Here is a 23,065-nt window from a genome sequence, read left to right on the forward strand (position 1 = left end):
TATATTTCAGCTTTTCTTATAATTATTATTGAATACTTTAGCCTTATTACCTTATCATCCTCGTCGTTTAAAACAGCTTCCAACCTTATGCCTATGTGATAGGACGCTCAACTGTTTTAAGAAATTCATTAATCCTTAACGATAAAGAAATAAAAAATCAGGCTCTCTGTTTGTGTATATTTTTTATGCACCAACTGAATCGCGGAGGTCGCCAAGCAGTATTCTAGCGGGAAAAATACGTTTAATAGGAAGTAAAATGAAGACGACAGCGAAAGCTAGGCTTATAAAATCAAATTCTGATGAAATAATTAGACCTATTATGCTAGTTCAAGAAAAGCTAGCGAGAACGCGATTATTGCAACAGCTAGAAAAGCTACATCGTCCACTTATCGATGCCATAAATAATATCCTATCTCCGCTACTAAGACAGGGTCATCCCGCTGTTTCGGGGTCAACGTTAACAGAACCTAGAACACCTGTCGTTCCAGAACATTGCTATGCATGGTTTGTATTAAAACATCATCAAAATACCCTCGGTTATTGGAGAATTGATCGCTGTACGCTCGATCAATTGGCGAGTAATTATTACGGTAATACCTCAACACCATTAAGTTCTCCTTTGAGAAACCCCAGCCAATCTGAATTTAGGTTAGCCAAAAAGTTGCTACTTTCCGTAGTGGAGGAGCTACCTAATAGCACGATTGAAACCAATAATCTTGAAGTTGAGCTCATAAAAGGCCATATGCCACTCGCAGTATCGGCAGTATGGTCGTTCAATTTTACCAATGGCCCACTAACCCCTCCAATGCTCTTTTGCTTAACTGAGCATTTACTGGGGCATCTGGCCGAACAGCCTAAGAAATCTGAAGTATCTGCGGATTTACCCGCAAAACTAGCCGTCTGGCTAAAAAGTCTGCCCATAAAAATGCAGCTGACATTAGGGCAACATAGCATCCCGGTGCAATCACTCAGCCAATTAAAAACTGGGGATATTTTACCTATTAATCTCTATCCAAAAACCTTGTTATCAATCGGAAACACACCGCTATTTCATGCCTCTGTGCATAGTCATGAAGGACAGATGGTAGCGAAATTGACCCAAGATATTTATCAGCATGAGGAGCATGACATTGGCTGAACAATCTATTTTATCGGATGATGATTTTCTATTAGAGGACGATATTTTCTCTGAGAGAGCATTTTCAAAGCCGGCCCCCCATAACCGTAAATTGAAAAATAATAATTTTTTTCAACAACTTCCTGTTCAAGTTACTCTCGAACTGGCCAGTGCTGAAATGTCTTTAGGCGAACTAAATCGTATGGGAGAAGGTGATGTTATCGCACTCGACCGTATGGTGGGTGAACCGCTGGATATCAGAGTAAATGGAGCACTATTAGGAAGAGGCGAAGTCGTAGAAGTGGCTGGCAGATATGGCGTACGTTTGCTGGAAATAGAGAGCATTACTCTCGATGGGACAAGTAACGAATGATAGTTCGGGTATTGTTACTGGCGATTCTATTGTTTGCTCCCCAAGCCCTCGCATCGGAAGGACTGACCTTATTCACACTGGATAGCGCTCAAGACAGTCAAGCAGTTAACATTAAACTCGAAATTTTAGCGCTCATGACGGCAATTAGTTTCTTGCCCATCATGCTGATGATGCTAACCAGTTTTACTCGTATTATCATTGTATTAGCAATTCTCCGACAAGCTCTCGGACTACAACAAAGTCCCCCTAACCGAGTGCTTGTTGGGATAGCATTAGTACTCACTATCTTTATTATGCGCCCAGTGGGAGACAAAATTTATAAGGAAGCTTATTTGCCCTATGACCAAGGTAAGATCGAATTGATGGAGGCTGTCTCAATAGCCAAAATCCCTTTAACTCGATTTATGCTGGCGCAGACAAGAGAAACTGATCTTGAGCAAATGCTGAAAATAGCTAACGAACCCACACACATGAAAGCAGCAGAGGAAGTCCCCTTTTTTGTCCTTATGCCCGCATTTGTACTGAGTGAACTCAAAACAGCTTTCCAAATTGGCTTCTTACTTTTCTTACCTTTCTTAGTTATCGACTTGGTTGTCGCAAGTGTCCTCATGTCTATGGGGATGATGATGTTGTCACCGTTAATTATTTCTCTCCCATTTAAACTGATGGTTTTTGTATTAGTCGATGGTTGGGCTATGACGGTAAGCACCTTAACCGCAAGTTTTGGGTAGCTAGATGGACATCAATGAACTGACCTCGCTCTTTGCTGACTCAATGTTTCTCGTCATCATCATGGTTTCTGTGTTGGTGACACCGGGACTCATTCTAGGCTTAATCGTTGCGGTATTTCAGGCTGCGACACAGGTCAATGAACAAACCTTGAGTTTTCTGCCAAGGCTTATCATTACTCTACTTATGGTTCTGTTTTCAGGCCATTGGCTCATACAACAGCTAAGTGATTTATTTGACAGGCTGTTTATGAATATTCCTCATATTATCGGTTGATATGCTTTCCCTCACCTCAACCGAACTCAGCATGTTAATCGGCAGCCTTTGGTGGCCATTCTGCCGGATCATGGGGGCATTTATGATAATGCCCTTGTTAGGTAATTCTTATGTACCTGCAACAGTAAGAATTTTTCTTGCCTTAAGTATTGCAGCGCTTATTGCACCTATGCTGCCACCCGTTCCCGCTGTCGATGCGCTCTCGCTTGGATCATTATTTTTAGCCATAGAGCAACTACTGATTGGATTCATGCTCGCGCTATTTTTAACCATTTTAATCCATGTGATGACCATGCTTGGCACTATTATGTCGATGCAGATGGGTCTAGCGATGGCGGTGATGAACGATCCCGCTAATGGCGACACCAACCCCATTCTCAGTGAATGGTTACAAATCTTTGGTACATTGATTTTTCTGGCTCTTGACGGTCATTTAGTCGGGCTCAACATCATTGTTGATAGCTTTCGTTTATGGCCAATTGGAAATGGGATTTTTGACTTACCACTAATGGGATTGGTTAGTCGAATGGGCTGGCTATTTGCTGCATCGCTGATGCTCGCCATACCCGCAGTACTCGCTATGTTAATGGTTAACATCACTTTTGGTGTATTAAGCCGCGCTGCGCCGTCATTAAACATCTTCTCGCTCGGGTTTCCCATGACCTTGTTGATGGGCTTGATTTGCGTCTTCCTTTCGTTAAGCGGCATTCCAACTCGTTACAGTGATCTGTGCTTAGACGCATTAACTGCAATGTACCAATTTATCGGAGGGATCTCATGAGTAAAACGCCCCAACAAGATAAAACAGAAGAAGCTACACCGCAGAAAAAGCGTAAAGCGAGAGAAGAAGGCCAAGTTCCACGCTCTAAAGATCTTGCCTCCGCAGCACTGGTCGTTGGTTGCTCTGCCATACTGACCAGTAATGCGGATTGGTTTGCGACGAGAGTCAGTGGATTAGCTAAATACAATATGCTGCTCACGCGGGCAGAGTTAGATCAACCTGACATCATGATGCGCCATCTTGGCGCCAGCCTAGTCGAAATGCTAAGCATCTTAGGCCCACTATTCATCATGGTTGCTCTGTTGGCCGCAGTTGCAGGAGCCTTACCTGGGGGGCCGATATTTAATTTTGGAAATGCTAATTTTAAGTACAGTCGTATCGATCCTCTTGCCGGTGTCGGAAGAATATTTTCCGCTCAATCTCTTGTTGAGTTACTCAAGTCATGCCTAAAGATTGTGTTACTGATCGGAATTATGTTGGTTTTCTTGAATGGTCACTTACAAGAACTACTTAGCTACAATCAACGCCCTATTGATGAAGCGGTTCGCGATGGCATCAATCTACTGTCGCAAGGCATGTTTTATCTTGGTACTGGGCTGCTCGTGATCGCCTTTATTGATGTGCCTTACCAATATTGGCATAACAGCAAAGAATTACGTATGTCACGTCAAGAGGTCAAAGACGAGCATACCCAGCAAGAAGGTAAGCCAGAGATTAAAGCTAAAATCCGCCAAATACAGCAACGAATGGCTCGCTCTCGGGCAGATACCACCATTCCAAAAGCGGATGTTCTCTTGGTTAATCCCACTCACTATGCCGTGGCATTAAAATACAATCCTGACTTAGCGGATGCGCCTTACGTTATCACTAAAGGCACCGAAGAACTCGCCCTCTATATGCGAGAACTCGCTAAAAAACATGATATTGAAATTATTGATATCCCACCGCTCACGCGGGCTATTTATCATTCAACGCAAGTAGATCAACAGATACCCAGTGCCCTTTTTATCGCCATAGCGCACGTATTAAGTTATGTCATGCAAATAAAAGCATCTCGTAAGGGCTTACAGCAGAAACCTGACCCTTTACCACATTTTTTTATTCCCCCTAATTTACGTCACGATTAAAGGATTGCTTAACCTATGAATTGGCTTTCTCGCACCTTTTCAGGAAATTACAGCTATATCGGCATTCCCGTCATGCTGCTCGCTATTCTGGCAATGGTGATTTTACCGCTGCCTGCATGGCTACTGGACATTTTGTTTACATTTAACATCGTCCTTGCCGTCATGGTGCTGCTGGTGAGCGTATCGATCAGACGACCGTTAGAGTTTTCTGTATTCCCAACCTTATTGCTCCTTGCGACCTTAATGCGTTTAACCTTAAACGTTGCATCGACGCGCGTAGTACTCATTGAAGGTCATGAAGGAGGCGATGCTGCGGGTAAAGTGATCCAAGCCTTCGGTGAAGTCGTCATTGGCGGAAACTATGTCGTCGGTGCTGTTATCTTCTTAATTCTAATGATTATTAACTTTGTTGTAATCACTAAGGGTGGCGAGCGAATTTCTGAAGTATCGGCGCGATTTACATTGGATGCCCTACCGGGTAAACAGATGGCGATCGATGCCGATCTCAATGCTGGCACACTCACACACGAACAAGCCAGCCTACGTCGCCAAGATGTCGCCAGAGAAGCAGACTTTTATGGTTCCATGGATGGAGCCTCAAAATTTGTGAGAGGGGATGCCATCGCAGGACTCTTGATCTTAGCCATCAACATTATTGGCGGGATCAGCATAGGCATCTTTATGCATGATCTGAGTACAACAGAAGCCTTTAAAACCTATGCACTATTAGCCATTGGTGATGGCCTAGTTGCACAAATTCCATCATTACTACTCGCCACTGCTGCCGCAATTATTGTGACTAGGGTATCCGATGCAGAAGAAATGCCGACCCAATTGAGTCGACAGTTACTGGCTAACCCGAGAACCTTAGCCACTGCAGCCATTGTGATGGCGATTCTCGGTATCACCCCAGGCATGCCAGCACTGGTATTTTTATCTTTTGCAATACTACTAGGCTTTGCGGCGTGGAAACAAAACCAGAATAAGGCCTCCTTTACTGAAGAGAAAACTGAAGAACTCATAGAAACCAGCCTGACAGAACCTTCAGCGCCAAGCTGGGAATCCCTGCCTTTTACCGACATCATCGAAGTACGATTAGGCTATAGATTGGTTCATCTAGTCGAAAAAACCAAAGGAGCAGAATTACAAAAACGCCTAACAGGGATCAGACGTACCCTTTCAGAACAAATCGGATTTCTGCTATCGGAAGTAAGAGTGCGCGACAATCTAGCCTTAGCACCACATGCATACCAAATTAACTTTATGGGCACTCAAGTAGCTATCGCCGAATTAGAGCCTGATCTACTGTTAGCAATAAAAAGTGGTCCTGTGTACGGCAAAATTGATGGGATTTTAACTAAGGAACCCGCTTACCAAATGGATGCGATTTGGATTACGCCTGAACTAAAAGCCAAAGCACTCAATTTAGGTTATTCGGTCGTCGATAATGCCACGATCATTGCCACTCATGTCAGTAAATTATTACGTGAGTCTCTGCCTGAATTATTACAACATGATGATATTATGCTATTAACTGACAGGCTAAGTAAGCAAGCCCCCAAACTGGCGGAATCACTCAGTACCTGTTTAACCCCCATTCAGTTACTCAAAGTTTTCCGCTTGTTACTCAAAGAGCAAGTGCCGCTAAAAGACATACGCACCATAGCAACGACCTTGCTGGAATGCAGCGAGCAAACCAAAGATCCCGTCCTACTCGCCGCCGATGTGCGCTGCGCTTTGCGCAACAGTATTTTGCATCAAATCGCAGGCAGCAGTCCGCAGTTGAATGTACTCACTCTGACCGCAGAATTAGAACAGACTTTAATGACAGCGTTAAATCAATCGCAACAACAGGGCCGAGTTGCATTGGATAGTTTCCCTATCGAACCTAATCTACTGGCGCAACTACAACAAAGAATGCCCCAATTACTCGCGGAGACAAAAGAGAAAGGCTATAACCCTATCCTACTTGTTTCTCCACAACTCAGGCCCTTCCTCGCGCGATACGCATTAGCCTTCGCCCGTGGACTTCATGTTTTATCCTATAATGAAGTCCCTGAAACAAAAGAACTTATGATTGCGGGACAACTAGGGTAATCATTACTCACAGTAGCTTAGCAAGACCCGCTGAGAGAGGTGCAACACACCTCTCTCTAACTTAACTGCATCGCTCATCACAACAAACTAAGCCTCTCAGCAAACCACAACTGCATACCTCCTATAGAATATTGATAACTCACAGCTCCAATCTCATTTCCAATCAAAGCAATACCCTTCTACTCCTTAAGAGATATTTCGCTCGTCTAACTGTGACATCATCGGCAAATCCTGAGTATTTTAGTCGGGTTTAGTTGCCACGATTAAAAGCTGCAAATAATATGAATGTAAATTTATTGCTGCTCTGGAGCTACTCATGTCTGCTACTTCTGTCTCAAAAGATGCACAACTCCCACCCCATGGGTTTAATTCTCAACACAATCATTGGCTAGAACGAAAAATAGGTGAACTAGTGGCAGAAGACTTTCGCCGCGCACATGTGTTTAGTCAATTTGGTATCGATTTTTGTTGTGGCGGGGGTAAATCACTGGCGGTCGCCTGTGAGCGTGCAGATGTAGATCCCGCAAAAGTGGTTGCTGCGCTGAATGCCGCAACACTTACCGGTGGCAAAGAAGATGAATTAAATCAATTACCCTTAGATCAACTTATCGAATATATAGAATCAACGCACCATCAATACGTGCGCGAAAAAGCCCCTTTATTGGTCGAATATTCCGAGAAAATGATTCGCGCTCACGGTGAGCACTATGCCGAAATCGTTCCCTTTGCGGGTTGGGTACGAGCCTTAGTTGAAGACTTAATGCCACATTTAATGAAGGAAGAAAAAATACTGTTTCCGGCGATCCGCGCCATGAGTCATGGAGAGCAGGTTGAGGCTTGCTTTGGCCATATTGGCAACCCCATCAATGCGATGCAACATGAGCATGAAGAAGTCGGTTTGATTTTGCAAAAATTACACGAGCTCACTAACGACTTCACACCACCTGAATATGCGTGCACTACATGGCGTGTTTGTTATGCCACTCTGGCGGAATTTGAGGCGGACTTACATCAGCATATTCACTTAGAAAACAATATTCTTTTTCCTAAGGCATTGGGTCTGACTCAATAATTGATTAAATGTTTATCCCGTAGCGGCTCCAAATTACAGATTTTCCGCTTAACCTTGAGGCCAGACCTAAGTCTGGCCTTTCAATTGTTGACGTGCTACAACAAGTCATGTGTCGCTGACGGATAAGCTGCCATGACATTTCAATCATTTGCACTCGATGATATTGCCAATTTGCACGAATCGGCCCAAGTAGAATTTAAACTCGCAGGTGGCCGCGATGGCCAAGGTCAATTACCCGAAGACATTTGGGCTACTTATAGCTCTTTTGCCAACACTTTGGGTGGTGAAATCATCCTAGGTGTGCGGGAAGAACGTGGCCATTTCAGCATTGAAGGCATTCCCAATCCGCTTCCTGTTTTACAAGAGTTTTGGGAAATACTCGATGACCCGAGTCGCACTAGTCACAATCTTTTAGCGATCTCGGATGTACAGGTTATTGAAATTATGAACAAAAAACTCATTCGTATCCGCGTACCGCCGGCGCCTGAGCAGCTAAAACCTATCTACGTAGGCAGTGATCCTTACACTGGGAGTTATTTTAGGGTGGGAGATGCCGACATGCACGCGAGCCGTCGGCAAGTCAATCTACTGCTACGCCGCGCCCATCTTTGCATGAAGCAACTCAAGGCGCGTTAATCCAGTAAATCTAACATCCTGTTATTACGTTAAAAACCTGCTAATAGATAGCCGCCCATGGCCGCAATAGCTACACCAGTAACGCGCATTAAATTGCGTTGCCCTGTCATCCGCTGCATTCCAAGGCCTATCATTACGCCGCCTAAATGGATGACTGCTGTACCAAATAAAAATCCTAGGGCATACAGGACTGGGCTAGCCAATGCTGGCATTTCTGCGCCGTGGGCATGCCCGTGGAAAATCGCGAATACGCCCACAAAGGCCATGGCGAATAACAGCGGAATTTGACGATCGAAGGCGATAGCAAGACCGAGCAACAATACAGAAAGGGCGATACCAATTTCAACGAAGGGAACGGCAATGGCGTATAAGCCTAAAATCCCGCCCACTAACATAAAGGTGACAAATGCTAAGGGGACAGTCCAAATCGCGCGGCCACCGAGCTGGGTGCTCAACATGCCCACACTCAACATAGCCAGCAAGTGATCGAAGCCCAATACGGGATGATTAAAACCCGACATGAAACCGCCACCTGAATGGATCTCATGGGCCGATACCGGCGCTGTCCAACATAAAGTGAGCAGTAATAACAACCCGATACGCGCCATAAAATAGCCTTAGTCAGTGACTTTAGTGATATAAAACTTAACTTTAGTGCAAATTTGGCTGGCAAACCTTGATCTCAATCACCCAAAGATACAGATAAAAAATGCACGCTAAGCTAGTTTGCGTCGATAGCCAATACTTTTGTCAAAGCCTCGAGGGAGGCAATTTCTAAATGGGGCAACAAGGCAGCTATCGGTAAGGAATCGACTCGACCAAAACTGGGATTTAGCCACACAGACTGGCACCCCGCCAACCGCGCACCACGAACGTCGGCATTCATGCTATCACCAACATGCAGTAAGTGTTGCGGTGCAATCTTTAACCGCGAGCAAGCTAATACGAACATGTCTTTAGCGGGTTTCATATGCACGCCATTACCTGGATGCAACACAAACTCGAAGGCATCACCTAAACCAATCCGCTCGGCATCCACATTGCCATTGGTGATCCCGACTAATCTAAAATGCTGCGATAAGCGCTTGAGTAATAAGAGCACTTTGTCAGACACTTGGAAATGACTGCGGTAAAAATAAAAGCATGCTAATCCTTGCTCGGCGCCGCGTTCGGCTTCAGTCGCCGAATACCCTAGCTGTATTAGGCCTTGGCGAAGCGTAGCTAAACGGGCTGCGCTAGTGTCGTGGGCGAGCTCACGATTTTGCTGCAAAAGTTGCAGTTTTAGCCTGCGCCAATCATGGGGTTGCCACGCCTGCGATAATGGATAAGTCTGCAACAAAAACGTCGCCAGCTCAGCTTCGGCATTTAAAATATGCGGCAGATTGTCGTACAGGGTATCGTCGAGATCGAAACTGATCGCTTGAATATGTTGAGGTCTAAGATAGCAACGCATTATTTATCCTGTGTTTTTTTCGCTCTAGGATGGGCGTTATCATACACCTTAGCTAAGTGTTGGAAATCCAAACTGGTATAAATTTGTGTGGTCGCTAGGTTCGCATGACCCAATAATTCTTGCACCGCCCGCAAGTCGGCGCTCGCTTCTAACATGTGAGTGGCAAAGGAATGACGCAGCTTATGGGGATGTACTCGCACCGATAATGCCTGCTCTTGACCCCATTTAGCCATGCGCGCCTGAATACTGCGATGGGAAAGTCGTTTGCCTTTTTCAGTCACAAATAAGGCGTTATCTTCACAGGGGATCTGCTTTCGGCAATTGAGCCAATTCTGCAGCGCAGTAATCGCTAAACGACCGACTGGGACGATACGCTCCTTATTACCTTTACCTAAGACTCGCACTTCTTTCAAATCGTATTGCACACTGGATAAATTGAGCGCGGCAAGTTCCGCTAAACGTAACCCACTGGAATAAAACAATTCCATCATGGCTTTATCACGCAGACTCAGCGGATCTGTACCTTCAATGTCCAGCAAGTGACTGATAGCATCGACATCGATATTCTTCGGCAGAGGTTTGGTCTGTTTGGGGGCACTTAAGCCTTTGGCGGGATTAAGCTCAATCACGCCTTCGCGCAGCAAAAATTCACCCCATTGTTTTACCGCTGATAAACACAGAGAAAGCGATCGCGGGCTTAAACCTTTGCGGTGCAATTTGGCTAATACTTGCTGCCAATGCTCACGGCTCACATTGAGTAAATGCACGCCTTCGGGCAAGAGATCGCTACCGCGATTAAGCTCATAAAGGTAATTACGTACTGTATGGGCAGACAACTGTCGCTCGGTACTCAGATAACGTTCAAAGGTTTGTAACCATTGAGTATTTAATGCCGACACTTCGCCTGTTTGCGTACTCATATCGGTTTCCTCGTGGGTTTTGCTAAGCTTTGGGTGAGCACTATAGCTCAACGACCGTTACAGCTTTGCAAGCATATGCGCCAGTAAACGCCGCAACTGTTCCAGCAGCATGTTATCCATATCAGGATGAAAATGGGTGACATCTTGACTAGCAATGGCAAAAATCACTGGGTTGTCTTCCGACAATTTAGTCAGTGCCACCGAGCCCACTTCGCTACCAAATAACCGTTTGGCTTCTTGTTGCGTTAGCCGACCAAAATAGTGACCTTTATGCAGCCTTTGATCCCATATTGCCTTCATATCGGCATCGAGAACGCTGATCAAACGCACATGACTGAAATTAAACTGTAATTTTAAACTGTCGGCTAAGATTTCTTTGAGTGACACTAGATCGGCACAATTCAGTAGTTGGAAGGATAACTCAGTATTGAATTGGTAAATTTTCTCGTTGCGCGCCGCCATCGTTAACAGACTGGTGATCTCTTCTTCCAACTGGCTGACTCGCTGGCGTAGCATTTCTTGACGACGTTCCACCAAAGAGATGGCGCCGCGCTCCAGGTGGGGCAGACGCATTGCCAGCAATAGCTCGGGATAGCGATTGAAAAAATCAGGATTATCCAGCAGATACTCGCGAATAATCAACTCATCAAAGGGCACATTCGTCTGCGGCATCAAGGGCTCTGTCATAACTGAATTTGTCCATCATAAACGTGCTGCGCTGGGCCCGTCATCCACAAAGGTTTCCCCTCGCCTTCCCAGTTGATGGTTAAAGTACCGCCGGGTAAATCCACCCGCACTTGCTGGCCGAGCTTCCCTTGCACTTGACCTACAACCACAGCTGCACACGCGCCAGTGCCACAGGCCAAAGTTTCGGCCGCACCACGTTCATACACCCGCAGCTTAATGTGGCCCGAATCTACTACTTGCATAAATCCCACATTCACACCACGGGGAAAGCGCTCATGCTTAGTGAGCATGGCACCAATTTCAGCAACAGCGGCGCTCGCCACATCTTCAACGTCGAGCACACAATGGGGATTGCCCATAGAAGCCGCGCCACATAAAAAGGTTTGCAGTGGTGTTTGCAGTAAATAGGTTTTTTCAGCTTTCTTGGCTTTAAAGGGGATCAGACTTGGTTCAAGAATAGGCACGCCCATATTCACGGTAACGGTGCCATCTCGCTCTAAACGCAGAGTCATCTTACCTGATGAAGTACTAACACGGATTTTACTCTTATTGGTCAATCCTTTATTGCGCACAAAACGGGCAAAACAGCGGGCGCCATTACCGCATTGTTCGACTTCAGTACCATCGGCATTGAAGATGCGATAATGAAAATCTAAATCGGGATCATAGGGCGGCTCAACCAACAGTAATTGATCGAAACCTATGCCAAAGTTACGGTCGGCTAAACGGCGGATCTGCTCAGGCGAAAAGAACACGTTCTGCGTGACCCCATCGACCACCATAAAATCGTTACCCAGTCCGTGCATCTTAGTGAATTGGATCAAGATACTTATCCTTTAAGCCGAGGCGCCGCTCATTAAGTATGAAACCAAGCGCCTGAATCAATATAATTTTTCTAGTTTACGGCAGGAGTTGCTCACCTTGCCAGAGCTGAGACAATTTTTCTCGCTCACGCACTAAGAAAGCGTGCTCACCATCGACCATGACTTCGGCCGCACGAGGACGCGTGTTGTAGTTAGAGGCCATCGCAAAACCATAGGCACCACTCGAACGCACAGCCAGTAAATCCCCTGCCACTAAAGCCAGCTTGCGATCTTTACCTAAAAAGTCACCTGTTTCGCACACTGGACCAACAATATCAAACTCATAGGCCTCAGAGTCCCTTGGCACGACTGGGATAATATTTTGCCATGCACTGTAAAGTGCTGGGCGAATTAAGTCATTCATCGCGCCATCGACAATCGCAAAACGCTTGTCGCTGTTTTCTTTCAGATACAGCACCTGAGTGACAAAAATCCCCGCATTAGCGGCAATCGCACGGCCCGGTTCGAAGATTAGCTTAAGTTGACGGTCGCCCATACGCGCTAATATGGCGGCGGCATACACATCAGGATGCGGCGGAGTTTCAGCATCATAGGTCACACCTAAACCGCCACCCACATCAAAATGCTCGATGACGATACCTTGTTTAGCCAGACGATCGATCAACGCTAGCATACGATCCATTGCATCGAGGAAAGGTTGAATTTCGGTTAATTGCGAACCGATATGGCAATCGACACCTTTCACTTTTAAATGTGGCAAAGCATGGGCACGGGCGAAGACGGTTTCGGCCTCATCCATAGCGATACCGAATTTATTTTCTTTAAGGCCAGTCGAAATATAGGGATGAGTACCCGCATCCACATCGGGATTGACTCGCAAGGAAACTGGCGCCACTTTACCTAAACGACCTGCGACCAAATTTAACTGCTCAAGCTCGGCGCTCGACTCGACGTTAAAGCAATAAATGCCCAGATTAAGTGCCTGTTCCATTTCGGCCGCAGTTTTACCCACGCCAGAGAACACCACTTTAGCGGGATCGCCGCCCGCTTCAATCACTCTTGCTAACTCACCACCCGAAACGATATCAAAACCACTGCCTAAACGTGCCAACACATTCAGTACGGCCAAGTTCGAATTAGCTTTTACTGCATAGCAAATCAAATGTGGATGATCTGCCACGGCATTATTAAAGGCATGCCAATGGCGCTCTAGCGTGGCGCGGGAATAGATATACAGCGGCGTGCCATAGGTTTGAGCTAAGTCGGCGACCTGGCAGCCTTCGGCATGCAGGGCATTTTGTTGGTAGAGAAAGTGATCCAATGTCTGATTCCTTACTGCGCTTTATCGCTGCGATAGTGATGATAGTTATAGCTGCTATTATTGTTGTGTTTTTTGTACTTCGATGGCTCGAATTTCGGTTTTAATCTCTTCTACTTCAGGCTCAGGTTTAGACGCCTCAACCTTTTTAGGCTGATTCACCTCTGTGGCCGGAGATCGATAGAGGGGGCCCTTCTGGCCGCACGCAGTAATGAATAGGCTACCAAGCAATAACAATAAAAACAGTCTCATTTTTCTCAACATCTGTGCATCTGGTGACTAATGGCCTTATAATCGCACCCATCTTGACGAAAGCAAAGGACAGAAATGCATGGCCATGACAGATACAGAATTTCACCAGCTCGCCGATGACATGTTCCAAGCCATAGAAAATGCGATTGAAACTGCGATTGATGAGCAAGATGCCGATCTTGATATCGATGCCAGTGGCAACGTATTGCAATTAGAATTTGTTGATGGCTCTAAGATAGTGATCAACAAGCAAGAACCTTTGCATGAGATTTGGGTCGCCACACGCTTTGGTGGATATCACTTTGGTTTTGTTGAAGGTAAATGGATGGACGGACGAAATGGCGGCGAGTTTATGCCATTCGTGCAAGAGTCTATCGAGCGCCAAGGCGGCATTAAGCTTAGCTTTTAATCTAAGCCTGTCGTAGTGCAAAACCGTAATAGTACAAAACAATAATGGGAGCCTTGGCTCCCATTATTTATGTTAAAAACCAGCTAAAACTCAGTGTCTTGATCGCTAACATCGATACCGAAAGGCGCCACCGTTAACTCTCCGGCTACCCGCACTAAATGGAAAAATTGCGGAATATTAAACCGGGCCCGTGAAGCATAATGCTCATCGAACACATAGTGATGGCTCACTTTATTTACCAACTCGGCCATGTTTGATCCCGCCTGCACGTAATGGCTTAGTTGATTTTCCTCATCGAGGATAAATACATCCAAGTTATCGACCCGTTGGCGTAGAAAATACTGAATCGCGCCTTTAGCCGCATAGTTTTGCACCACTTTCGGCATACTCGAAAAGGGATCGTCACCTAATTCAGGCCGCGGCAATAGTACAAGATGACTGCGGGATAACTGTTGATAAAATGACTTGGCATCGCTCAAGTCCTTATAAGCCATACCTAAAGGATTAAAAAAGATCCCATAGCGAGTACGACTTATCTGCAGTGGCTGCACTAAGGTGCTGGATTGCTGCACTTGTTGGCACAAACGCATGGTTTGTTTTAGTAGATTTTTCACTGCTAATTTAAGCTGTGGGCGTAACTTCTGTGAACAGCTGATCACATCCATATCCACAGGTAAACTGGCCCGTCTTAGCCCCGGCGTTACAAAGGCTAAAGCTTGCAATACCGCGGTATCGCCTTCGAAGCGATGACACTGCCATTCACCCCAACTATTCAAGCAAATCGCATCTAACGCACCAAGCATATTGGCTTTTTTACGCCCGAGTGAGAACACGTTCGCATTCATCACATCGACCATCATTTCCTGTCCTTGCCATTCAATGGTGGGATCGCAATCCAGATTGAGCACGAAAATCAGCTTACGAAAATGCCATGGCTGGCATAAGTCACGTTTAGATACACGCCAATCGTGGTCGATAAAATTCAGTAACCGCTTTGAAGCTTCGGTAAGCCGTTTCGACTTTGCCTTACTCTGACCATATTCATGCCATTGAGTACTCGGCGTCGAGATCCCATTTAAACATGCCCAAATCATTAAGGCTGAAGGGGTTTTCCCCTTACATATTGCCGACTCGCCTAACAAATTTTGTGGCTGAGGCCCTTGTCGATACAGATAATATTGACGCTCGCGGGAGCTTGAGACCATAGTCACTTCGGACTCAGCGACTGAAGCACTCCACAGCAGATTCAGCTTAGCGATTTGGTCTTCATCTTGACTAAAATAGGTATGCAACTTGCGAGTCAGCATTCCCAAATCTTCGATCCGCAAGCCTTCATTTAACTCATGTGTCGATGCGAAGCGTAATAAGGTTTGGTAGCTCGCTAATAACAGTTCATTCAGTTGCTCGTTAAACCAATTGAGCTGGCCACTATGCCAATGTTCACAATTGTCTAAAGTGCTAATCAGACTATCTGGCCATTGCCAATCCTGCACCAGCTTTTGCAATTTAGGATAACGCCAATCTTTGCCCTCTTGAGTTCGACTCAAGTGCACGCCACATTTTAAATAGAAGCAGCGCCGCACTATCTCTAGTCGGCGAGTATCATTCTGCTTAAGTAAATAGGTTTCGATAATCTCATAGATAGAGTAATAGGCATCATTCGAAGTCGAAAAATCACCGGCGAGCGTTTTCTGCCATAAGTGATCACAAAGCAGAGTTGAATGGGGATAATCACTGGCATAAGCCTCGAGTAGCAATACTTTAATCAGCGCCTTATGGGGCTTTTCTAAGCCCTTGTAGAGCTGCCATAACGAAGCACCAAAGTACTCACTCGCAGGTAATTCATGTACATCGCCTAAGGACAAGAGCGCAGGATTGAGTTTAGCGTCTGGCCACCATGCAATCGTTTTACCTGCCAAACGAATTTGGCTGCGATAAAACTCTTCAAGTAATAACCAATGTTGCATACTACCACTATGCTCATGGGCCATCGCTGATTGACATCCGCGAACGGCTTTACCGCCACAAAACTGCTGCGGATGAACTAAGTAAAAATTCACCTCAAACTGATACTCGGCAAACCAAGCAGTCAATCGAGTCGCTTTAATCTTGATTAGCGCCAAATCCTCAGAACACAGATCAGCCCTATGTACTAACCAAACATCGACATCGCTCTTGGCATTTTGGCCAAAACTGCCAGTACTCCCCATCGCATAAACGCCTTCAAAGGCATTGATATCCGCTTCTTGAGTAGTAAAAGGCAGAGAGAACACATCGCAGGCCTGTGACTCAGTCTCACCAACCTGATACTCGTTGATTCCACAGGGCGTATTGGCGGCATGATAGCCAGGATACTGAACACCGTTCTGGTGAATTAAAAAAGGGATCAAATGGAATAAGTGTTTTTGTAGCGGTGATAGCAAAGCTAGGGCGCGTGCAATACGTACCTTATTAAGTCTTTCTGCTATATCAGGAAACTGTATTTGCCGATCCATTCAAAAACACAACACTTAAGCACTTATGGGAAATGTGCTCATGTTAACACTTTTACAAACTCGAGCAACTAAACGTGAAGCCCGTCACACTTTCATGGTATCTAGAACATCGCCAACTTCAAAGAATCGATACGGCTTCCTTACATAAACGATTTGCCAATGTTAGCATTGGCGCAACTAAGATCTTTGATGGAAACTAGGCATGTCTGAGAACCGCATACGTATCGCAACCCGCAAGAGTCCGCTGGCCATGTGGCAAGCTGAATTTGTTAAAGCCGAATTAGAACGCATTCACCCCGGTATTGTGGTGGAATTGCTGCCAATGAGCACTAAGGGCGACGTTATCTTAGATACGCCGCTAGCCAAAGTGGGCGGTAAAGGGTTGTTCGTCAAAGAGCTTGAAGTCGCCATGTTAGACGATCTTGCCGATATCGCGGTGCATTCAATGAAAGACGTACCCGTCGACTTCCCAGAAGGCTTAGGCCTTGAAGTTATTTGCGAGCGCGAAGATCCCCGCGATGCCTTTGTATCGAATTTATATAAAACGATCAGCGAATTACCATTAGGCGCAACTGTGGGTACTTCGAGCCTACGTCGTCAATGCCAACTGCGCGCATCACGCCCTGACCTTATTATCAAAGATTTACGCGGTAACGTAGGCACTCGTTTAGCTAAACTTGATAACGGCGAATACGATGCCATTATTCTTGCCGCTGCTGGCTTAATTCGCCTGAAATTATCTGAGCGGATTGCTAGCTTTATCTCTGCCGAAGAATCCTTGCCCGCCAACGGCCAAGGCGCTGTGGGTATCGAATGTCGCACCAACGACGCACGCGTTAAGGCTCTACTGGCACCATTAGAACATTTAGAAACGCGCTACCGTGTGATTGCCGAGCGCGCAATGAACACGCGCCTAGAAGGTGGATGCCAAGTGCCGATTGGCGCATTTGCCGAAATCAATGGTGATGAGATGACATTACGCGGCCTAGTCGGTAACCCTGATGGTAGTGAAATCATCGAAGGCGTGATCACAGGTCCAAAAACCGACGCCACGCAATTAGGGGTTGCCCTTGCCGAAGAGCTATTGAGCAAAGGCGCAAAAAGCATACTCGACGCTGTTTACGCTAAAGCATAAGTCGATGAAAGTCTTACTGACGCGCCCAGAAGGGCGCAATCAGTCCATGATCGATGCCTTGAATCAACAAGGCATTAGCCATTGGGTTACACCTCTACTGTGTGTCGAAGCAACGCCGCCCATCACAACGAATAACTCGCACCCACTGGCATACGCCGATATGATTATCTGTATCAGCGCCAATGCAGTCAGCTTTGCCGACTATGCCTTAACAACCGCTCATTCTCGAATAAAAGGCTGGCCTCAAGCTCAATATTTCGCCGTTGGTCATGCGACTTGGGAAGCATTAAATCAGCTCTGCATTGAAGCCCTCGAAGCCCCAGATGATTGTCAACAGACCGAAGGTCTACTCACGCTCGCGCCTTTGCAAGATATTAAAGGTAAACAGATTACGATCATACGTGGCGTTGGCGGCCGTGAAGCCTTAGCTGAACGACTGGCTGAGCGCGGTGCAAGAGTGCGCTATTGGGAAGTATATCAACGGGCTTGTCCACCACTCAATGAACAACAGATCGCACAACAATGGCAAGAGTTTGGCATCGACACTATTGTCGTCACCAGCGGTGAAGTACTGGATAACCTGATTAATCTAGTGCCAAAAGAGTTATTTGCATGGCTGCGCTCATGTCATATCATAGTCCCAAGTAACCGAGTAGAAGCTCAAGCTCACGCCTTTGGTATAACCCAAGTCACCAATGCCAATGCCGCCAACAGCAAAGCCGTGCTAAACGCCCTTAAACTCTAAGCGCTATTTAGCCCGATTTAACTCGAATTTCGGCAGTAGCATGTTTTCAAGGACTGTTAAATGGATAACAACAAGCACGACGCAAAGAGCCCTGAATTACAGGCTACCTCTATTATTGAACCATCAATAACGACTGATGACACGCCCGTAACTTCAGCGCCATCTTCTGAATCCCAAACAGCCAAAGCCACACCTTCAAGCACGCCGAGTCAAACAGCAGTACCCAATAGAAGTTCATGGGCGATTCGCTTTGGAGTGTTATTAGCGCTGGGTTTAACCGCTTGCACCCTTGGCGGTGGTTTTATGCTGTACCAACAGATGCAACAGCAACTGCTAGCGCAGGATGCGAAAAATATCGCCCTGCAGGATCAATTACAGCAAGCCCTGCTACAACCCAATCAACGTATTGGCCAGCTTGAACAGCAACAACTGAATGATGCTAAGACCTATCAAGAATTAACAAAATTGGCAGAAGACCAAAATCAACTGCAGGACAGGATCAATAAACTTGCCCAGCGCAGTCCAACGCATTGGATGGCGTCAGAAGCCGAATATCTAGTAAACATGGCGGGCCGTAAACTTTGGTTAGAAAAAGATCCCCGCACCGCCACCGATCTATTAAAGTCGGCGGATGAAACCATCGCTGCCATGAACAATCCCGCTTTGCTACCTATTCGTAAGGCTCTGGCAAAAGATATCGCCGCGACTGCAAGTATTAAAACCACAGATATTGATGGTAGTGTATTAGCACTCGATGCCTTAATTGAGCAACTCGATAAACTACCCCTTAATCGCACCGATGCAGAAACCGATGCCCCTGAAGATACAAACATTACTGGCGATTTAAATGACTGGCAGAGCAACTTAGGGAAGACGTGGAAAGCGTTAACCCAAGACTTTATCACCATACGCCATAGAACAGCCGATGCACCCGCTTTACTCGCTCCTGAGCAACAGTGGTATCTGGTTGAAAACATTCGTCATAAACTGCTGCAATCTCAACTTGCGTTATACCGCTACGACAGGGCCGCTTATCACCAATCATTAATGATGGTGCGTAAGTGGATTCAAACCTATTTCGATACTCAAGATCACAGCACTGCTGAAGCCATCGCCAAAATCGATAAATTGGCGACATTAGAACTTGATCCTATTACTCTGAAATCCTTTGCCGCAAAACCTCTGCTATTACAGCTGACAAGCTATGGTGAGCTGACCTCATCAGAGGATGTGCCATTATGATCAAGATATTAATTTTCTTAGGGATAATATTGATAGGGCTCTGCATTAGCCCTTGGTTGGTGGGCAACACAGGTTATGTATACATTGCGGCAGGTGACTACCAGGTTGAGACCAGTTTAGTCTTTGGGATCATTGCCTTAATTGTATTTTATGCCATGTTCCAAGTACTAGAATGGTTGGTGATTAGCGCCATTAATCTCATGCTGCGTAGCCGTTTTATTCCTCGCCACTGGCGCCGTCGCTCCGCGAAAAAGCATACCTTAATGGGTGCACTGGCTCTGGCAGAAGAAGATTGGCCAGCAGCAGAACGCGCTATGATAAAAGGCGCCGACAATGGCGAACTCCCTGCACTTAATTTACTTGCAGCGGCTCGTGCTGCCCAGTACCAACAGAAAATAGCAGAGCGTGATCAATATCTTGACCGTGCAGCAACACAACCGCTGGCCGCGAATGCCGTCGCAACCACGCGTACTCGATATCTGTTAAAACAAGGTGAGTTAGCTTTAGCCCGCACCGAGCTCGATAAATTAGCCCCCACAAGTAAGAGCAAAGCACCGGTACTCAAACTCGCCCTCGAGTTATATCGAGCGCAAGAGGATTGGGATGCGCTCAAGCTATTATTACCTATTTTGAAGAAACGCCAGATCCTAGATGACACCCAGCTAAATGAACTCAATGTAATCACTCACTGCGCTTTACTCAAAGCCGCAACCATTAAAGGCGAAGAAGCCTTAGAACAATGCTGGCAGTGGTTATCTCGCAGTGAGCGCAATCAGTCTGAGTTTTTGGCGATTTATGCTGTGGGTTTATGCCGCTTTAATCGCAAAGAGCAAGCGCTGAAGCTACTCTCGAAAAAATTACGCACTGCTCCTGAATCTGCACTTTTAGAAGTCATTCCAGAAATAACGACAGCCCAAGATACAGAAATCCGTAAGCAGTTACTCAAGCATGAAATCACCCATGAGAATAATGCCGACTACCAGATGTGCTTAGCTAAACTTTATCAGCAAACACGGGATATGAAAGAAGCCAGAACCTGCTGGCAAAATGTTTGCCGACTCGAACCCACAAAAGCCTCTTGGTTGGCGCTTGCACGGATTCAAGAACAGTTAGGTGAACAAGGTAACGCAAATCAAAGTTATCGTCAGGCGGTTAATCTGTAGTTCTACAATGCCTGCAACCTAGTCGCCGTGATTTGAGTAACGAAAGATCACGGCACTTGCCAATGCTGGCATATTAAAACCCACTTAACTTGCCAAAAATGTTAAAAACTAGATCGTGTCGCTTCTTTTCCGTAAAAACCACTCTCCCAATCCAGATTAATTTCTTATAACTATGCTTAATCTTAGAGTTAAAAAGTACTAAATACGGCCCTTTTTATAGATATAGCTACTACATCTAGTTATAGGTCTAAAAATTGTCACTTTTGCGCATTAAGATCCGTAAAACCGCATAAGAGCAGGCAACACAAGCGCGTCAAAAAATTGACTTAAGTCGTTTCGTTAGCTAAAATTCCACCACTTGTATCACAGTGCGACATATTTGTTGGACTTGTGCGTCTATGGATTAACACACTTTGGCTGTTGGGAGCTTACTATGGGATCGGTAATTACATCAAAGAAAGGTTTGCTTAAGTTAGTAAAAGGGCAAATCAATGTCGAAGTTGATGGTTCAAATCAACCCGCTAAGGATGGCGAACAACTCCCTAAAGGTGCTGTGCTCCATATTGGCGAAAACGCAACCTATGAAATTACCTTCGATGATGGCACTAAGCTATCAAATGAAGTCGCGCCCAGCGAAACTACTGCAGCAGCCTCTGGCACGGCTAACGAAGCAGCCCTAGATGAAATTCAAGCATTACAAGATCTTATTGCATCCGGTGAAGACCCAACTCAGAACCTACCAGAAACCGCAGCAGGCAACACACCAGGCAGTGATGGTAACTCGGGCTATGTCACTCTAGCCCGTAGCGGCACAGAAACCATTGCAGCTTCAGGCTACTCAACAAGCGGCCAAGCACTGACTGGAACGACGGTTAATATTCCACAATTCACCATTGCAGCAGACTCACCTTCAGCACTTGCTAATGACAGCAACACTTCCAATGAAGATACTGTAGCGACTGGCAATGTGCTCGATAACGACACTGATGTGGATTCCACTCTAAGTGTTGTGAGCTTCGAAATCAGCGGTACCACCTACGCAGCAGGCACAGAAGTGACTCTCGAAGGTGGTGTTTTAATTTTAAATATCGATGGTTCTTACACCTTCACGCCGAATGAAAACTGGAATGGCCAAGTACCAGTCATCACCTACACCACTAACACGGGTTCAACGGCCACATTAACCATTAATGTTACCCCTGTTGATGATGCCTCTGCGTTAGCCAACGATACTAATACCGTTGATGAAGATACCGTTGCCACTGGTAACGTGCTCACCAATGACAGCGATGTGGATAACACTTTATCAGTCGTTAGCTTCACCGTGAACGGCGATACAGTTACCGCCGGCACCACGGTCGCCTTAGAAGGCGGCAGCTTAGTCATTAATGCCGATGGTTCTTACACCTTCACGCCGAATGCAAACTGGAATGGCCAAGTACCAGTCATCACCTACACCACTAACACGGGCTCAACAGCCACATTAACCATTAATGTGACCCCGGTTGATGATGCTTCTGTGTTAGCCAACGACACCAATACCGTTGCTGAAGACTCGATTGCCACAGGCAACGTGCTCGCCAATGATAGCGATGTGGATAACACGCTCTCTGTAACCAGCTTTACGGTAAGTGGTCAAACGGTTGCGGCTGGCACCACCGTTGCATTAGAAGGCGGCAGCTTAGTCATCAATACCGATGGTTCTTACACCTTCACGCCCAATGCTAACTGGAATGGCCAAGTACCGGTCATCACCTACACCACAAATACCGGCTCAACCGCCACATTAACCATTAATGTTAATCCTGTCGACGATCCCGCTGACATCACGGTCGGTAACGGCGACAGCGATGCCGGCACCGTCACCGAAGACGGCGATTCCGACACCCTGCCAGGCACAGTACAAACGGTGGCTGGCACCTTAACCGTCACCGACGTCGACAACGGCGAAGCGGTATTTCAAGTGCAAACCAATGTYGCCGATGGCAACTACGGTTTCTTCAGCATTGATGCCGACGGTAACTGGACCTACACCTTAAACAACAGCCACAGCGACGTGCAGTCACTCAAGGCGGGTGAAACCCTGACCCGTGACATCACGGTCACCAGTGCCGATGGCACCGCCAGCCACACCGTGACCATCACCATTGTCGGCGCGAACGATCCCGCTGACATCACGGTCGGTAACGGCGACAGCGATGCTGGCACCGTCAC

General features: G+C 46.2%; 23 protein-coding genes. 15 read left to right on the plus strand and 8 right to left on the minus strand.

Annotated features, from left to right (window positions below; translation table 11 throughout):
• Positions 1–256 precede the first annotated feature (256 nt).
• From L5L94_RS19215 to L5L94_RS19255, 9 genes are all read left to right on the plus strand, one after another.
• Entirely contained in the window at positions 257–1,138 is an 882-nt protein-coding gene (locus tag L5L94_RS19215; RefSeq protein WP_263164614.1) for a FliM/FliN family flagellar motor C-terminal domain-containing protein, read from the plus strand.
• Positions 1,131–1,490 carry a FliM/FliN family flagellar motor switch protein gene (locus L5L94_RS19220; protein WP_263164617.1) on the plus strand — a complete coding sequence of 120 codons (360 nt, stop codon included), beginning with the start codon at positions 1,131–1,133 and terminating at the stop codon, positions 1,488–1,490. Before L5L94_RS19215 ends, L5L94_RS19220 begins: the two co-directional genes overlap by 8 nt.
• The gene (fliP, locus tag L5L94_RS19225; RefSeq protein WP_131523383.1) at positions 1,487–2,221 is read left to right on the plus strand and encodes a flagellar type III secretion system pore protein FliP; all 735 of its coding nucleotides are present in this window, start codon (positions 1,487–1,489) and stop codon (positions 2,219–2,221) included. The genes L5L94_RS19220 and fliP overlap by 4 nt, the downstream gene beginning before the upstream one ends.
• A 4-nt stretch (positions 2,222–2,225) precedes the next feature.
• On the plus strand, positions 2,226–2,495 hold the full coding sequence (locus L5L94_RS19230; protein WP_006083412.1) for a flagellar biosynthetic protein FliQ: 270 nt from the start codon (positions 2,226–2,228) through the stop codon (positions 2,493–2,495).
• A 1-nt stretch (position 2,496) separates the two neighbouring features.
• The gene (gene fliR / locus L5L94_RS19235; RefSeq protein ID WP_168825895.1) at positions 2,497–3,276 is read left to right on the plus strand and encodes a flagellar biosynthetic protein FliR; all 780 of its coding nucleotides are present in this window, start codon (positions 2,497–2,499) and stop codon (positions 3,274–3,276) included.
• A complete protein-coding gene (gene flhB, locus L5L94_RS19240; RefSeq protein ID WP_263164619.1) occupies positions 3,273–4,403 on the plus strand; it encodes a flagellar biosynthesis protein FlhB in 1,131 nt (376 codons plus the stop codon). The genes fliR and flhB overlap by 4 nt, the downstream gene beginning before the upstream one ends.
• Positions 4,404–4,418: 15 nt before the next feature.
• Entirely contained in the window at positions 4,419–6,500 is a 2,082-nt protein-coding gene (flhA, locus tag L5L94_RS19245) for a flagellar biosynthesis protein FlhA (RefSeq protein ID WP_263164621.1), read from the plus strand.
• A gap of 316 nt (positions 6,501–6,816) precedes the next feature.
• Positions 6,817–7,572, plus strand: a complete 756-nt coding sequence (gene ric / locus L5L94_RS19250) for an iron-sulfur cluster repair di-iron protein (RefSeq protein ID WP_198573128.1) — start codon at positions 6,817–6,819, stop codon at positions 7,570–7,572.
• A 132-nt stretch (positions 7,573–7,704) separates the two neighbouring features.
• Positions 7,705–8,208, plus strand: coding sequence for a helix-turn-helix domain-containing protein (locus L5L94_RS19255; RefSeq protein ID WP_263164624.1), 504 nt, complete (start codon positions 7,705–7,707; stop codon positions 8,206–8,208).
• A gap of 29 nt (positions 8,209–8,237) precedes the next feature.
• Here the strand turns inward: L5L94_RS19255 and L5L94_RS19260 are convergent, their stop codons facing one another.
• The 7 genes from L5L94_RS19260 to lptM form a co-directional block, all read right to left on the minus strand.
• The gene (locus L5L94_RS19260; protein WP_263164626.1) at positions 8,238–8,816 is read right to left on the minus strand and encodes a HupE/UreJ family protein; all 579 of its coding nucleotides are present in this window, start codon (positions 8,814–8,816) and stop codon (positions 8,238–8,240) included.
• A gap of 113 nt (positions 8,817–8,929) precedes the next feature.
• On the minus strand, positions 8,930–9,661 hold the full coding sequence (locus L5L94_RS19265) for an HAD-IA family hydrolase (RefSeq protein WP_263164627.1): 732 nt from the start codon (positions 9,659–9,661) through the stop codon (positions 8,930–8,932).
• Positions 9,661–10,581, minus strand: coding sequence for a tyrosine recombinase XerC (xerC, locus tag L5L94_RS19270; RefSeq protein WP_131523372.1), 921 nt, complete (start codon positions 10,579–10,581; stop codon positions 9,661–9,663). Before xerC ends, L5L94_RS19265 begins: the two co-directional genes overlap by 1 nt.
• Before the next feature lie 57 nt (positions 10,582–10,638).
• On the minus strand, positions 10,639–11,268 hold the full coding sequence (locus L5L94_RS19275; protein ID WP_173496192.1) for a DUF484 family protein: 630 nt from the start codon (positions 11,266–11,268) through the stop codon (positions 10,639–10,641).
• The gene (gene dapF, locus L5L94_RS19280; protein ID WP_105250436.1) at positions 11,265–12,092 is read right to left on the minus strand and encodes a diaminopimelate epimerase; all 828 of its coding nucleotides are present in this window, start codon (positions 12,090–12,092) and stop codon (positions 11,265–11,267) included. The genes L5L94_RS19275 and dapF overlap by 4 nt, the downstream gene beginning before the upstream one ends.
• A 76-nt stretch (positions 12,093–12,168) precedes the next feature.
• Entirely contained in the window at positions 12,169–13,413 is a 1,245-nt protein-coding gene (gene lysA / locus L5L94_RS19285; RefSeq protein WP_263164628.1) for a diaminopimelate decarboxylase, read from the minus strand.
• Positions 13,414–13,470: 57 nt separating this feature from the next.
• Positions 13,471–13,662 (minus strand): LPS translocon maturation chaperone LptM, encoded by a 192-nt coding sequence (lptM, locus tag L5L94_RS19290; RefSeq protein WP_168825920.1) that lies wholly within the window; start codon positions 13,660–13,662, stop codon positions 13,471–13,473.
• A gap of 79 nt (positions 13,663–13,741) precedes the next feature.
• Here lptM and cyaY point away from each other — a divergent pair, with 79 nt between their 5' ends.
• Positions 13,742–14,071, plus strand: coding sequence for an iron donor protein CyaY (gene cyaY / locus L5L94_RS19295; RefSeq protein ID WP_105250439.1), 330 nt, complete (start codon positions 13,742–13,744; stop codon positions 14,069–14,071).
• Between the two features lie 83 nt (positions 14,072–14,154).
• On the opposite strand, the gene L5L94_RS19300 is transcribed toward cyaY, so the two are convergent.
• A complete protein-coding gene (locus L5L94_RS19300) occupies positions 14,155–16,566 on the minus strand; it encodes a class I adenylate cyclase (protein WP_263164630.1) in 2,412 nt (803 codons plus the stop codon).
• 202 nt (positions 16,567–16,768) lie between these two features.
• Here L5L94_RS19300 and hemC point away from each other — a divergent pair, with 202 nt between their 5' ends.
• The 5 genes from hemC to L5L94_RS19325 all read left to right on the plus strand — a co-directional run.
• Complete coding sequence (hemC, locus tag L5L94_RS19305; protein ID WP_113940849.1) at positions 16,769–17,701, plus strand: hydroxymethylbilane synthase; 933 nt, start codon at positions 16,769–16,771, stop codon at positions 17,699–17,701.
• A 4-nt stretch (positions 17,702–17,705) separates the two neighbouring features.
• Positions 17,706–18,446 carry a uroporphyrinogen-III synthase gene (locus L5L94_RS19310; protein WP_263164631.1) on the plus strand — a complete coding sequence of 247 codons (741 nt, stop codon included), beginning with the start codon at positions 17,706–17,708 and terminating at the stop codon, positions 18,444–18,446.
• Between the two features lie 60 nt (positions 18,447–18,506).
• Positions 18,507–19,688 carry a uroporphyrinogen-III C-methyltransferase gene (locus tag L5L94_RS19315; protein WP_263164633.1) on the plus strand — a complete coding sequence of 394 codons (1,182 nt, stop codon included), beginning with the start codon at positions 18,507–18,509 and terminating at the stop codon, positions 19,686–19,688.
• Positions 19,685–20,851, plus strand: coding sequence for a heme biosynthesis HemY N-terminal domain-containing protein (locus L5L94_RS19320; RefSeq protein ID WP_263164635.1), 1,167 nt, complete (start codon positions 19,685–19,687; stop codon positions 20,849–20,851). The genes L5L94_RS19315 and L5L94_RS19320 overlap by 4 nt, the downstream gene beginning before the upstream one ends.
• Before the next feature lie 433 nt (positions 20,852–21,284).
• The coding region (locus tag L5L94_RS19325) for a retention module-containing protein (RefSeq protein ID WP_263164637.1) at positions 21,285–23,065 on the plus strand (1,781 nt) is incomplete at its 3' end.

Origin of the sequence: Shewanella sp. SM21 (assembly GCF_025654335.1) — a bacterium.
GTDB lineage: Bacteria > Pseudomonadota > Gammaproteobacteria > Enterobacterales > Shewanellaceae > Shewanella > Shewanella oncorhynchi.

What these genes read in the sequence shown, in the direction of transcription:
- L5L94_RS19230 (WP_006083412.1), top strand. Translation starts at nt 2,226, where the DNA reads ATGGACATCAATGAACTGACCTCGCTCTTTGCTGACTCAATGTTTCTC.
- L5L94_RS19265 (WP_263164627.1), bottom strand. Translation starts at nt 9,661, where the DNA reads ATGCGTTGCTATCTTAGACCTCAACATATTCAAGCGATCAGTTTCGAT.
- L5L94_RS19315 (WP_263164633.1), top strand. Translation starts at nt 18,507, where the DNA reads ATGGATAACAACAAGCACGACGCAAAGAGCCCTGAATTACAGGCTACC.
- lptM (WP_168825920.1), bottom strand. Translation starts at nt 13,662, where the DNA reads ATGAGACTGTTTTTATTGTTATTGCTTGGTAGCCTATTCATTACTGCG.
- xerC (WP_131523372.1), bottom strand. Translation starts at nt 10,581, where the DNA reads ATGAGTACGCAAACAGGCGAAGTGTCGGCATTAAATACTCAATGGTTA.
- flhA (WP_263164621.1), top strand. Translation starts at nt 4,419, where the DNA reads ATGAATTGGCTTTCTCGCACCTTTTCAGGAAATTACAGCTATATCGGC.
- fliP (WP_131523383.1), top strand. Translation starts at nt 1,487, where the DNA reads ATGATAGTTCGGGTATTGTTACTGGCGATTCTATTGTTTGCTCCCCAA.
- hemC (WP_113940849.1), top strand. Translation starts at nt 16,769, where the DNA reads ATGTCTGAGAACCGCATACGTATCGCAACCCGCAAGAGTCCGCTGGCC.
- L5L94_RS19300 (WP_263164630.1), bottom strand. Translation starts at nt 16,566, where the DNA reads ATGGATCGGCAAATACAGTTTCCTGATATAGCAGAAAGACTTAATAAG.
- L5L94_RS19310 (WP_263164631.1), top strand. Translation starts at nt 17,706, where the DNA reads ATGAAAGTCTTACTGACGCGCCCAGAAGGGCGCAATCAGTCCATGATC.
- L5L94_RS19320 (WP_263164635.1), top strand. Translation starts at nt 19,685, where the DNA reads ATGATCAAGATATTAATTTTCTTAGGGATAATATTGATAGGGCTCTGC.
- L5L94_RS19275 (WP_173496192.1), bottom strand. Translation starts at nt 11,268, where the DNA reads ATGACAGAGCCCTTGATGCCGCAGACGAATGTGCCCTTTGATGAGTTG.
- fliR (WP_168825895.1), top strand. Translation starts at nt 2,497, where the DNA reads ATGCTTTCCCTCACCTCAACCGAACTCAGCATGTTAATCGGCAGCCTT.
- flhB (WP_263164619.1), top strand. Translation starts at nt 3,273, where the DNA reads ATGAGTAAAACGCCCCAACAAGATAAAACAGAAGAAGCTACACCGCAG.
- cyaY (WP_105250439.1), top strand. Translation starts at nt 13,742, where the DNA reads ATGGCCATGACAGATACAGAATTTCACCAGCTCGCCGATGACATGTTC.
- L5L94_RS19260 (WP_263164626.1), bottom strand. Translation starts at nt 8,816, where the DNA reads ATGGCGCGTATCGGGTTGTTATTACTGCTCACTTTATGTTGGACAGCG.
- L5L94_RS19215 (WP_263164614.1), top strand. Translation starts at nt 257, where the DNA reads ATGAAGACGACAGCGAAAGCTAGGCTTATAAAATCAAATTCTGATGAA.
- ric (WP_198573128.1), top strand. Translation starts at nt 6,817, where the DNA reads ATGTCTGCTACTTCTGTCTCAAAAGATGCACAACTCCCACCCCATGGG.
- L5L94_RS19255 (WP_263164624.1), top strand. Translation starts at nt 7,705, where the DNA reads ATGACATTTCAATCATTTGCACTCGATGATATTGCCAATTTGCACGAA.